11 protein-coding genes and 1 tRNA gene are annotated in these 12,392 nt (G+C 64.6%); 9 read left to right on the forward strand and 3 right to left on the reverse strand.

Features of this window, described 5'->3' with window-relative positions:
* Nucleotides 1–493: 493 nt before the first annotated feature.
* From Q0599_RS18445 to Q0599_RS18485, 9 genes are read left to right on the forward strand one after another with little or no spacing between them, the layout of a single operon-like run.
* The gene (locus tag Q0599_RS18445) at nt 494–1,447 is read left to right on the forward strand and encodes a hypothetical protein (protein ID WP_298832492.1); all 954 of its coding nucleotides are present in this window, start codon (nt 494–496) and stop codon (nt 1,445–1,447) included.
* Between the two features lie 5 nt (nt 1,448–1,452).
* Complete coding sequence (locus Q0599_RS18450) at nt 1,453–3,336, forward strand: tetratricopeptide repeat protein (protein ID WP_298832495.1); 1,884 nt, start codon at nt 1,453–1,455, stop codon at nt 3,334–3,336.
* The gene (locus Q0599_RS18455; protein ID WP_298832499.1) at nt 3,333–6,536 is read left to right on the forward strand and encodes a tetratricopeptide repeat protein; all 3,204 of its coding nucleotides are present in this window, start codon (nt 3,333–3,335) and stop codon (nt 6,534–6,536) included. Before Q0599_RS18450 ends, Q0599_RS18455 begins: the two co-directional genes overlap by 4 nt.
* Nucleotides 6,537–6,577: 41 nt before the next feature.
* Nucleotides 6,578–7,177 carry a tetratricopeptide repeat protein gene (locus Q0599_RS18460; RefSeq protein WP_298832504.1) on the forward strand — a complete coding sequence of 200 codons (600 nt, stop codon included), beginning with the start codon at nt 6,578–6,580 and terminating at the stop codon, nt 7,175–7,177.
* On the forward strand, nt 7,174–7,482 hold the full coding sequence (locus Q0599_RS18465; RefSeq protein WP_298832506.1) for a hypothetical protein: 309 nt from the start codon (nt 7,174–7,176) through the stop codon (nt 7,480–7,482). Before Q0599_RS18460 ends, Q0599_RS18465 begins: the two co-directional genes overlap by 4 nt.
* 21 nt (nt 7,483–7,503) lie before the next feature.
* Nucleotides 7,504–8,187, forward strand: a complete 684-nt coding sequence (locus tag Q0599_RS18470) for a MotA/TolQ/ExbB proton channel family protein (protein WP_298832508.1) — start codon at nt 7,504–7,506, stop codon at nt 8,185–8,187.
* The gene (locus Q0599_RS18475) at nt 8,165–8,659 is read left to right on the forward strand and encodes a biopolymer transporter ExbD (protein WP_298832510.1); all 495 of its coding nucleotides are present in this window, start codon (nt 8,165–8,167) and stop codon (nt 8,657–8,659) included. Before Q0599_RS18470 ends, Q0599_RS18475 begins: the two co-directional genes overlap by 23 nt.
* On the forward strand, nt 8,656–9,141 hold the full coding sequence (locus tag Q0599_RS18480) for a biopolymer transporter ExbD (RefSeq protein ID WP_298832513.1): 486 nt from the start codon (nt 8,656–8,658) through the stop codon (nt 9,139–9,141). The genes Q0599_RS18475 and Q0599_RS18480 overlap by 4 nt, the downstream gene beginning before the upstream one ends.
* Nucleotides 9,142–9,181: 40 nt before the next feature.
* Entirely contained in the window at nt 9,182–10,720 is a 1,539-nt protein-coding gene (locus Q0599_RS18485) for an AgmX/PglI C-terminal domain-containing protein (RefSeq protein WP_298832516.1), read from the forward strand.
* Between the two features lie 90 nt (nt 10,721–10,810).
* Here Q0599_RS18485 and Q0599_RS26215 read toward each other — a convergent pair whose 3' ends face one another.
* The 3 genes from Q0599_RS26215 to Q0599_RS18500 form a co-directional block, all read right to left on the reverse strand.
* Nucleotides 10,811–11,161 (reverse strand): hypothetical protein, encoded by a 351-nt coding sequence (locus Q0599_RS26215; RefSeq protein WP_367180962.1) that lies wholly within the window; start codon nt 11,159–11,161, stop codon nt 10,811–10,813.
* 267 nt (nt 11,162–11,428) lie between these two features.
* A tRNA-Ser gene (locus Q0599_RS18495) sits at nt 11,429–11,519 on the reverse strand.
* A 66-nt stretch (nt 11,520–11,585) separates the two neighbouring features.
* Nucleotides 11,586–12,392: a hydratase gene (locus tag Q0599_RS18500; protein WP_298832519.1), complete on the reverse strand. Its 807-nt coding sequence runs from the start codon at nt 12,390–12,392 to the stop codon at nt 11,586–11,588.

Below are 12,392 nucleotides of genomic sequence, written 5' to 3' on the forward strand. Positions count from 1 at the left end.
GACGTGCCAATCCACAGCGACAGCAAGGCGAACAACCGCAACAGCCAACGCGCCGCGTTCGCCTTGCCGAAGCAGGCTGCGCGCAGCGATGTCGCTGCCTGATTAGAGGTCCTGAAACGACACATCATGGGCTGGTGTGGCGCGGCGTTGTTGCTGCGTCGCCATTCCTGAATCGGCTTGCACGCGGTGGGGCGGGTGCGAACCATCGATGCACTGCCGCCTCGGGAACCTGGCAGACGCTTGCGCTGCAGCTCGTCGGAAACTCATCGCGAGGCGCCGCGAAACGCCAATTGCTGCCCGCGCGCGTCCCCCGAGTGCTTGAACCTATGAGCTCCGATCACGCCGTTCCTCCCACCGTGTTGATGCATTCGTAACGGTGCCGGAGTCCGAAGTTGCGGCACCTCCAACTTGCAACCGGCCGAAAAACCGGGGGGTGCCTCAGAAACAAAACGACCGAGTTGGCCAAATTGCCCACTAATTAACGAACGGCCAGATGTGGCGAATCGGGGGCATCGAGGTGCCCAGAGGCCAATTCCGCGCGAAGTCCGACACGACCGGCATGTGCCTTTTCCCCGACTGCTCCCTTGGCACCGACGGCAACTGCAGGATCGCGCGAGCGCGTCTTGAACGTCGCATCGACCGGTCTGTTGGCCATGAGATGCGACAGATTGCAACGCCGCAGAGCTCGCACAGCATGCTGCAGTGCTTCGTGATGGGTGTCACGAATCGCCAGCATGGACGGCACACGAACACATACATCTCCTCGATGTTTTCGTCAGCGCGCGACAACAAGCGATTGAGCGCCCCAAAACGGCGCGGATTGGTGTGGCAGCATGACTTCGGCTTATGTGGGAATTCGGATTCGAGCCCGTATGGACGATTGTTGCGTTCGTGCGGCTTTGCCAATCAGAGATATGCCTCTATGAACCGCTTTCGCAATCTTTTCGCAGCGCTCGCCGGCGGCGCAATGGCGTACGCGGCCCTCGCACAACCGGTGTCCAAGGAGCAGCTCAAAGGGCTCGACGAGCAGGTGCAGGACATCAAGAAGGACGCGCTGGCGATCTCCTCGGAGTTGACGCAACTCGAGGAGAAGCTGCTCTATCCGTCCAACACCCAGCTGGCGCTCTTCCTGAGCCTGGTGGGCGATGGGAAGCTGCGCCTCGATTCGGTCCAGATCAAGCTCGACGGCAAGGACGCGGCGCGCCACATCTACACGTTCAAGGAGCTCGAGGCACTGCAAGGCGGTGGCGTGCAGCGCATTCACACCGGCAATGTCCGCACTGGCGCGCACTCACTCGAGGTGTCCGTGATCGGCAAGAGCGCCGATGGCGCCGAATTCCGGCAGGTCGCGGCCTATGAATTCAAGAAGGCCGTCGAGCCCAAGCTGCTCGAAATCGTCGTCGACCGCTCCGGGCAGGGTGGGAAGGCCATCCAGTTCAAGGAATAGCGCGCGTGATCCGCAGATGTCTTGTCCTCGTCGGGCTGTGCTTGAGCCCGATGGTGTTGGCGGCGCCGCCAGAGAACAAGGCGCTCGCCAAGGACCTCTATCTGGGTGAGGCGTACTACCAGGCCGCGCAGGGCAACTACTTCGACGCCGTCAGTCGCTTGGACACCGAGCTCTGGCAGTTCTACCGCCTCGACGACCCGAAGCTCGACCCGCTGCACTATCAAGTCAACCAGGCCAAGTTCTCGGTGGGCGACTTCGAGTTGTCGTACCGCATGCACCAACGGGCAGGCCGCGCGATGAAGGCCGTGCTGGAGGGCAACGTCGACGAGGCGATCCGCAACGAGGCTGCCTGGCGGCTGGGGCGCATCCTGATGCAGAAGGGCGACGTGAGCGCCGCGCTCGCAGCCGTCGAGAAGATCAAGGGCCGCATCCCGGAGAAGATCCGCGGCGAAGAGCAACTGCTGCGCGGTCAGGTCTATCTGCACGCCGGCCGTTTGACGGAGGCGATCAAAGCCTTCGAGGGGCTCCAGAGCGAGAAGGGGTTCGAGGGTTTTGCGGCCTACAACCTCGGCATCGCGTTCGTTCTGAGCAACCAGGAGACCACAGGCTTCGATCAACTGGCCAAGGCGGGTTCGCTGCCGGCGAGCGACGAAGCGAACTTGGCGATCAAGGACAAGGCCAATCTGCTGCTGGGGAGCCGGCTGATCGCGTCCGGCCGCACGGCCGAAGCCAAGCAATATCTCGACCGTGTGCGCGTCAGCGGCCCGTTTTCCAACCGGGCATTGCTGAGCTCCGGATGGGCCGACGCCGCCGAAGGCAAGTTCGATAGCGCACTCGTGCCGTGGTCGACGCTGATCCAGCGCAACAGCACGGACAAGGCCGTCCAGGAAAGTTTGCTCGGCACGCCTTACGCGTACAGCAAGCTCGCGCTGCACGGCCGTGCCGCGCAACTTTACGCGGCGGCGCTGCAGACCTTCGGCGCCGAGCTGGGCAAGCTCGACGCGTCGCTCAAGAGCATCCGCGAAGGCAGGTTCCGCGCCGCGCTGGTTCGCGACGAGGCGAAGCTGGACAGCAACTGGGTCGTGAAGCTGCGCGAGCTGCCCGACGCGCCAGAGACCCACTACCTGCTCGAGATGATGGCCTCCGACGACTTCCAGGAGTCGCTGCAGAACTACTTCGACCTGGAGCAGCTGCGCAGAAGGCTCGTTGCCTGGAGCGAGTCGCTCGACTCGTTCGCCGAGATCATCGAACTGCGCGGCCGCTACTACGGCGCGGAGCTGCCGGCGATCGACAAGCGCTTCAAGGAGCTCGACTCGCAGTTGCGGTTGCGCATGGAGCAGCGCCGGACGCTGCACGAGCGGCTGCAGCTGCTGCTGGTCGCACCGCGCCCTGACTTCCTGCAGACCGCCGACGAACGCCTGGCGCGCGAGCGGCTCCAGCAGTTCAGTGAGAGGTACAAGAACGACACGAGCGCCGGCGGACAAGACATCCGCAGGCGGATCGAGCGGCTGCAGGGCGTGCTGCACTTTGACATCCACACGACTTACGACAGCCGGCTCACGGCCGCCTACAAGCATCTGCATGAGCTCGATGCAGACGTCGAGCGGCTGAACACAATCTACCGCTCGTTCGTCGGATCGCGCCAGGCCGCGACGCAGAGCTACCAGGGCTACGACAAGCAGCTGGGCGCGCTGCGCCGCAGGGTGCGCGAGGCCCAGGACAAGGTGACGACGCTGATGGCGCGGCAAGGCCATGTACTCGAGGCCATGGCCGTTCAGGAGCTCGATCAACGCCGTGCCCGCCTCGAGGAGTACCAGGTCCAGGCGCGCTTCGCTCTCGCCGAGAGCTACGACAAGGCCGACAAGGATCGGGAAGGCGGGACGAAATGAGTCGTCGTCTGCGGCATCTGTCGTGGCCCTGCCTGGTGATCCTCGCGTCGTGCGCCACCGGCACGCGCGACAACAGCACAGGATCGATCGGCGAGCTGCGCCGGAACAGGGTCGATCTCACCGACGTCAAGATCGATGGCGGCACCGATCTGGCCATTCAGAGCTACAAACGGTTCCTCGACGAGACACCCGAAGGCGGCATGACTCCGCAGGCGCTGCGGCGTCTGGCGGACCTGAAGGTGCAGAAGGAATATGGCACGCTCGAAGGGGTCAAGCGCAACCAGGAGCGGGCCGCGCGGCGTGACACAACGAGCGAGTCGGCCGCAGCGGTCCCTGCCCCCGCCAGCGCAACCGTCGTCGCAGCGACCGCGCCCGAGCTGACCCAGCCGACGACCAAGGCCAAGCTCGCGCAGCGCGCCACGCCAAAGATCGGTCTGCTGACCGATGCGGCCAAGAAGACCAAGGGCGCCAAGGACAAGACTGCCGAGGAATCGAGCCACGACTTCGAGGTTCGCGCGACGCAAGCCGATGCCATCCGGTCCGCCGGCTCGGCGCCGGTTGCCACACCGGATGGCACGGCGGCCGAGGTGCAAGGAGAGGCGGCCGAAGCGATCGCGCTGTACGAGAAGCTGCTTGCGACGTACCCGCACTACGAGCGCAACGACCAGGTGCTGTACCAGCTCTCGCGCGCGTACGACGAATCGGGGGCGACCGAAAAGGCGATGGGGGTGATGAACCGCATCGCCAAGGAGTATCCGGGCTCGCGCTATTTCGACGAGGTCGAATTCAGGATTGGCGAGTACCACTTCACCCGCAAGAAGTGGCTGGCCGCCGAGGAGGCCTACAAGTCGGTGGCGGACAAGGGCGCCGCGTCGGCGTTCTACGAGCTTGCGCTCTACAAGCTCGGCTGGACCTTCTACAAGCAGGACATGCAAGAGGAGTCGCTGCACCGCTTCATGGCGTTGCTCGACCACAAGATCAACACCGGCTACGACTTCGACAAGCCCAAGGACAAGCTGGAGCACCAGCGTGTCGAGGACACCTATCGCGCCATCAGCCTCGGGTTCTCCAGCCTGGGTGGAGCTGAGGCCGTCAACACGTATTTCGGCAAATACGGCCGCCGCAGCTATGAAGTCAACGTGTACGGCAATCTGGCCGAGCACTTCCTCGACAAGCTGCGCTACAACGACGCCGCCGCGACCTACAAGGCTTTCGTCAGGCGCGAGCCTTATCACAAGATCGCTCCGCACTACGACACGCGCGTCATCGAGATCTACAAGCGCGGCGGATTCCCCAAGCTCGTGATCGATGCGAACAAGGAATACGTCGTCAAGTACGGCCCCAAGGCGGCCTACTGGAATCATTTCGACATCCAAGGCTCGCCCGAGGTGGTGGGCTACGTGAAGACCAGCCTCAAGGAGCTGGCCAATCACTACCACGCGCTGTACCAAGAGAAGAAGTTCGAGAAGGACAAGCCCGAGAATTTCCGTGAGGCGATGCGGTGGTATCGCGACTACCTGGCGTCCTTCCCGAAGGAGCTCGAGTCGCCCGTCGTCAACCAGCAACTCGCCGAGCTGCTGCTCGAGAACGGCTCGTTCGCCGACGCAGCGGTCGAGTTCGAGCACACGGCGTACGACTACCCCGCGCACGACAAGGCCTCGGAAGCCGGTTATGCCGCCGTCTACGCGCACCGCAAGAGCCTTGCCGCGGCCGGCGACCAAGCGAAGGTCAAGCAGGAAACGATCCGCAGCTCGCTGAAGTTCGCGGAGACGTTCTCCGCGCACGAGAAGGCCGCCCCAGTGATGAGTGCGGCCATCGACGACATCTTCGAAGCGAAGGACTACGCGCTCGCAGTCACGAGCAGCCGCAAGTTCATCGAGCGGTTTCCGAACGCCGAGCAGACGCAACGCCGCGCGGCATGGATCACGTTGGCGCACTCGTCGCTCGAACTCGGCCGGTTCAAGGATGCCGAGGAGAGCTACCTGAAGGCGCTGCCGCTCGTGGCCGAGGGCGACAAGTCGCGCGCGAACCTCGTCGAGAACCTCGCCGCCGCCATCTACAAGCAGGGCGAGGAGGCGGGCAAACAGGGTGACCATCAGACCGCGGCGCAGCACTACCTGCGCGTGGCACAGGCGGCACCGACATCGACCATCCGGCCGGTCGCCGAATACGACGGCGCGACGGCGCTCATTCAGCTCAAGGACTGGGATGGCGCGGCGAACGTGCTGACGGCCTTTCGCAGCAACCATGCCGGACACAAGCTGCTGCCCGAAGTGACGAAGAAGGTCGCCTACGTCTACCGTGAGGCCGGCCGACTCGCGCTGGCGGCGACCGAGTACGAACGCATTGCGGCCGAGGCCAAGGAAGCCGAGGTGAGAAGCGATGCGTTGCTGCTCGCCGGCGACCTGTTCGCGCAGGCCAAGGAGACGGACAAGGCGCTGGCGGTCTATCGACGCTACATCGCCAGCTTCCCTACCCCGCTGGACCTGGCCATCGAAACCCGGTTCAAGGTCGCCAGCATCCTCAAGTCACGCCACGACACGGAGGCCTGGCGCGCGGAGCTCAAGGGCATCGTCAGCACCGATGCCGATGGTGGCAAGGGCCGTACCGATCGCACGCGCTATCTCGCGGCCTCGTCGCGGCTCGCGCTGGCCGAGCTCGTGTTCGATCAGTACACGCAAATCAAGCTGGTCGAGCCGATCGCCAAGAACCTCGCGAAGAAGAAGGAAGCCCTGAAGCAGGTCAAGGAGGGCTTCGAGGCCGTGCTGCGCTACGAGATCGGCGAGACGACCGCGGCGGCCAGCTACTACCTCGGGGAGATGTATTACGACTTCAACCGTTCACTGGTGGAGTCAGAGCGCCCGAGCAACCTGGCTGCAGCCGAAAAGGAGCAGTACGAGCTGGCCCTCGAGGAACAGGCTTTCCCGTTCGAGGAAAAGGCGATCGACGTGCATCAGAAGAACACGGATCTGGTCAAGCTGGGCATTTACAACAAGTGGGTCGACAAGAGCTTTCGCAAGCTCGCCACGCTCGTTCCGGCGCGCTATGCGAAGTTCGAGGAGAGCACTGGCTACGTCGAGACCTTCAATCGCCTGGTCGCGTTCGGCAAGCTGACCGCGCGCCCGGAGCCGGTAGTGGCGGCCGCCACGCCACAGCCGGACAAGGAAGTTCCGGCGGCCACTGCGGGGGAGCCGAAGTGAATCGAGCGCTTGGCATCAACGCAATGAAGTTGGCTTGGCCCGTGGCGCTGGCGGCGTTGCAGGCTTGCACGGCGCTGCCGCAATCGGCGGCACCGAGCGACGGCCGTCAAGCCGGCAGGGCGGTCGCATCGACGGGTGCCAAGCCCGGCTCGAGCGTGCCGCCGCAGGCCCAGGCCGAGCTCGACGCGGCCCTCGCCCTGGTGAAGGCCGGACAGCACGAGCAGGCCATCGAATCGCTGAAGAAGCTGGCGACGGCCGTGCCGGACAACGCCATTCCGCCGATCAACCTGGCACTGGTCTACAAGAAGCTGGACAAGCTGGACCTGGCCGAGACGCAGCTCAAGCAGGCGTTGGCCATCGAACCGGACAACCCCGTGGCCGGCAACGAGCTGGCGCTGCTGTATCGCGAGACGGGGCGCTTCGCCGAGGCGCGCGCGCTGTACGAAGCAACGCTGACGAAGTTTCCGCACTTCGGCATAGCTCACAAGAATCTGGGCGTTCTCTGCGATCTCTTCCTGAAGGACTACGCATGCGCGATCGATCACTACAAGATCTACGCGTCGAGCGCACCCGACGACAAGCGCGTAGAGATCTGGATTTCCGATCTTCAGAAGCGCACCGGAAGAAAGGAGGCGCCATGACAGCGAGGGCATTCATCACCACGGCTGGCCTGCTGGTGTGCATCGGATCGGCCATCGCCGCCCCGGACAAGGCACGCCCAGACAAATCGACCGCGCCGGAGAACGAGACCAAGGCGGTTTCCGGCATGTCGATCGTCGGGAACAGCGAAACGCCCAAGTCGCTGACCATCATTCCCTGGAAGAGCTCGGAGATCGGTCGGGACACCGATTTCAAGTCGAGTCTGCTGGGCCAGGACTTGACCCCCATCGACAAGCCCTCTTTTCTACGCCAACTCGAGTTCCACAAGCTCAGCAACCGCAATTAAGCCCTTGAAGGAGTTTGACCAATGAATTACCTCTCCGGCGCCGTGAATTTCATTGCCGCAGGTGGCATCTGGGTGATTCCGATCATCGTCGTGGGTGTCATCGGTCTCGGCATTGCCATCGAGCGCTACATCATCTTCTTCCGCGCGGTCCGAGCCCATCGACGGACTTGGGACGAAATCCAGCCGGTGCTTCACCAGGGCGATTTCGCCAAGGCTCGCGAGATCACGCGCGACGACAAGTCGGCGCTCGCGATGCTGGTCAATGTCGGCATCGAGAACCAGGGCGTCATGCGCCGCAGGAACGACATCGAGCTGGCGATGGAAGAGGTCATGCAGTCCATCGTGCCGCAGTTCCAGAAGCGCGTCTCGTACCTCGGGCTGCTGGCCAACCTGGCAACGCTGCTCGGCCTGTTCGGCACGATCGTGGGCCTGATCGGCGCCTTCGCCGCGGTGGCGACGGCGGCACCGTCGGAGAAGTCGGCGCTGCTCTCGCTCTCGATCTCCGAGGCCATGAGCTGCACGGCGACCGGCCTGCTGATCGCGATGCCGATGCTGACCCTCAGCTTGCTGCTCAACAACAAGGCGGGGCGGATCATCTCCGGTCTCGAGATCGCCGCCCTCAAGACGCTCAACATGATCGTGCGTGCCGGCGCCACGGCCCGCATTTCAAACATGCAAGACTATGTTCAAAAGAAAGCGTCTTGAGCCGCAGTCGGAGGATCTGGACCTCACCGCGCTGCTGAACATTCTGGTGGTGCTGGTCTCGTTCCTGCTGCTGTCGGCGGTCTTCTCGAAGATCACGATCCAGGAGATCAACATGCCTCCGCTGGCCAGCAGCCCGGAGGAGGCGAGCAAGAACCTTCCGCCGGTCGTGATCGAGGTGATGCTGCGCCAGCAGGGCCTGGAGATCGGCAACGGCACGGACATCACGACCCGTCTGCCCAAGGTGGACGACCGGTACGACACGGCCACGCTGTCGCAGAAGCTGAAGCTCCTGAAGGACGAGAACCCGGGCAAGCGCGATGTGATCCTTCTGGTGGAGCCGGACATCGACTACTCCGCCATGATCGCGGTGATGGACGCCCTGAAGTTCGTGGACGTCAAGGCCCCGCGCGAAGGATCGCCGCCGCTTCGCATCACGCTCTTTCCTAACGTGACGGTAGGTGACGCACCATGAGCATCGCCAAGGGACTGCAACGAAGAGACTTCTCGCAAGGCCACGGCGAGACCACGACCATGATGCTGACGTCCTTGATGGACATCTTCATCGTGCTGGTGCTCTATCTGCTGGTCAACCAAGGCATCGGCATCGACCTCGATCCTCCGGAGCGCGTGGTGCTGCCCGACTCCAGCGTCGACAGCATGCCGCGCCAGTCGATCGTGATCGCGCTGTCGGAGCGCGACGTGCGCATCCAGGGCGAGCCGGTCATCGAGATGGGCGACGTGGTGGCCAGCGACGAGCTGGAAATCCCCGCGATCCGCGAGGCGATCGAGCGCATCAAGGCCAGCGCGCAGCAGCGGCAGGACCAAGCCGGCTTGCACACCGAGGTCACGATCCTGGCCGACCGGGGCGTGCCGTTCAAGGTGATGAAGAAGGTCATGCTGTCCAGCAGCAACGCCGGGTTCGGCAAGATTTCGTTTGCTGTGAACCAGAAGTGAAGATCACCAACGGAGCATCTCCGCCGTGAGTACAACCACCATGTCACCGGAACTGGAAGAGCACGTTCTCGACGTGGAAGATCACGCGCTTGACGTGCACGAGCATGCTCTCGACGTCGAGAAGGTCAGTCGCCTGCTCGATGAACTCGACCAGCGGCTCAGCCACCTCGACGCCCAGCTGGTGGGCGAGCGGCGCAAGCACCAACTGCTTGGCACGATCGTGGGCTCGCTCGAGGAGCTCGACGCGGCCGGTGGCGCGGAGCTCTTCTTCGACCCCGAGACGTCGCGCGACCAGCAACTGCAAAAGCTGCGCGAGAACATCGCGGCCTTCGAAAAGAAGGTCGCCGAGATCGAGGCGCGGCGCGACCAGGTGTTCACCGAAATCGACGTCGAGACCGACAACCTGCGTCGCCTGAACACCGAGCTGGTAGAGATCGAGGAGGAGCTCGAAGACCGTCGCCACGAGCTTCCGGTCTACCGCGATCCGGCGGAGATCCCTTATCGTCCGCTGGTCATGCCGTGGGCGACCAATGGGGAGGACGACCGCCGCTACCGCAAGGTCTTCCTGGGCAGCGTGGCCATCTCGTTCGTGATGGGTGCGGCCGTCCTGATGTTCAAGCCCACGCACGAGAAGCGGCAGGAGGAATTCATTCCCGAGCGCCTCGCCGAGCTCATCGTCAAGAAGAAGGAAGAGCCCAAGAAACCGGAGGCCAAGCCCCAAGAAAGGCCCCAGGACAAGCCCCAGGACAAGCCGCCGCCCGAACGCGCGCCGGTTGCCAAGGCGACCAATCCGCATCCTGCGCCGCAGGTTCCGGCTGACAATGCGCCGCCGACCACGACGGCACGCGACCACACACCGCAGCCCGCGCCTGGCACACCCGATGCGCAGCAAGTGGCACGGGCGTCGGCGCAGACCAAGGGCGTGCTCGCGCACCAGAACGACCTTGCGGGCTTGATCGACAGCTCGGGTCCCGTCAAGGTGGGTGCCGAGGGCGTCGTGTCAAACACCGGGAAGATCGCGCCCGGCACCGCGACCACGCGCTCACTGATCGTCTCCCAAGTGGGCAAAGGCAGCGGCGGCATCAACGTGGCCGCGATCAGCCGCGACGGCAACGGCGGCGGCGGCACTGGCGGCGCCGGGACCGGCACTGGAGGCGGGGGCGGTGGCAACGGCTTCGGAGGCAGCGGTCTCGGCGGTGGTGGCGGCGTCAACGTCGCTCGCGTGCAGAGCGCCACGGGCACGGCGGCGGCGGACGCCCGGCCGTTGAGCAAAGGCGCCGCACCGTCGCGCACCGACGAGGAAATCCAGATCGTCTTCGACCGCTACAAGGCCGCGCTCTACCGCATCTACAACCGCGAGTTGCGCAACGACCCGAGTCTGAAGGGCAAGATGGTCCTGCAACTGACCATCGAGCCCGATGGGCGCGTGTCGGCATGTTCGGTCAAGTCGACCGATCTGAACTCGCCCGCCCTCTCGGGCGAGGTCGTCGATCGCGTGCTGAAGTTCAACTTTGGCGCCAAGGAAGGCGTGCCCTCACTCACCATCGTGTATCCGATCGATTTTCTGCCGGCTGCTTGATCTGCGGCGGCGATGGTGTCGAAAAGGATCGAGGGCCTTCATCGAGCAGAGCGTCGCGGGTCGAATGACCCGCCGTGAAGCGGTCTCCCTTCATGTTCGCCCGGCCGTGGGCCGACGCTGCCGGGTGAGTTTGCACCTCAGGTGTTCTGCGCCGATCAAGTACTCGGGGTTGTCGATGAGGCGCTGCGCAGCCAGGTCGATGAACGCTCGTGCGCAAGCCGGCTGCGAGGTCCCGCTGCCGAAGTAGACGAAGTGGCCGGCGTACTCGGGCATGTGTTCCGTGAGGACGGGCACCCAGGGATGACCTTCTCGCTGATCGTCGTGGACGAAGCAGGTGAAGGCCCCGAGCTGCCCGTGATCGACTCGCCATCGCTCACCCTGCGCGCGAACGCCGTGCCGTTGCGCCTGGTCCTCGCTGGCAATCCCGGCGGCGCGAATCACAGCGCCATCGCCGAACGCTACGTGACCGGACGCACTCCTGGGGCACCGTTCGAGTTTGGCGGCAACACGTGGGTCTATGCATCGTCCACGGTTGACGACAACGCACATCCGCCGGCCGCATACAAGCGCAACTTCGAAGTCTTGCGGACAACGGACCGGCGCTGTACAAGGCGCATCGGCACGGAGATTGGTCGGCCATCGTCGGTGACCACTTCGGCGGGGTGTGGCGCGCGGATCGCGTGCCAAATCCAGTGGAAACGTCATCACTGGCGGAGAAGGAGGGATTCGAACCCTCGATACGGTGAAACCGTATACCGGATTTCGAGTCCGGCGCATTCGACCACTCTGCCACCTCTCCGGTGTTCTGAAAGCGTTCGGCGGGTCGGTGCCGAGCCGCGAATTCTAGCTCACTCGGCGCACGCGATCAGGGCATCGTGCGCAGGGTCAGGCCGTGAAGCGCCGCATGGTCAATACGGCTTTGCCACACCTGTCCGGGCGCCATCGGCCAGGCGTCGGTGAGCGTGCCGGTGGTGACCACGTCCCCGGCGCGAACCTGCCACTGCGGCGAGTGAACGGCCATCGCCTCCAGCCAGAGGCTGAGCGCGGTGACGGGCCCGTCGAGCACATTGGCGCCCCGACCCGTCTCGACGTCGACACCATCGCGCGACAGGGTCAGCTCGAGACCGGCCAGTTCCTCATCGAGCCGCCCGAAGCGGCTCACCGGCACGCGAGGTCCGACGTACGCCCGGCCATGCAGAGCGAAGTCGGCTACCGTGTCCGGCGCGGTGAAGCGCCAGTCGGCGAAGTGCGTGTGCACGATCTCGAAGCCGTGGGCCACCCACGCGAGGCAGGCGAGCAGATCGCTCCTTCGCATGCCGGGCCGCGGCGCTGCGGCAAAGCCGAACACGATCTCCGGCTCCAGCCTGGGCTGCACCAGGCCTCGCATCGGCGCCTGCGCCTCGGTGCCGTCCAGCAGGGTCAGCGTGCTGCGCCACACAGGGGCCCAGATCGGCGCGAAGACGCCGTAGCGCGGCCAGATCGTGCGGTTGGTGAAGCCGATCTTGTAGCCGCACGGCGCGTCGCCGAGGGCGCAGCGTCGCTGGCGGATTGCTTCGGCCACCTCGAAGGCCTGCACCAGCGTGAGGCCGCCGGGCCGCGCACTCGGCGGGTCGATCAGCCGCGCCTCCTTCCAGGCGCTGAGCAGTTCGTCGGCGAGTGCCGCAGTGTCCAC

The sequence above is a fragment of the uncultured Piscinibacter sp. genome (assembly GCF_937952055.1).
Taxonomy (GTDB): Bacteria; Pseudomonadota; Gammaproteobacteria; order Burkholderiales; family Burkholderiaceae_C; genus Piscinibacter.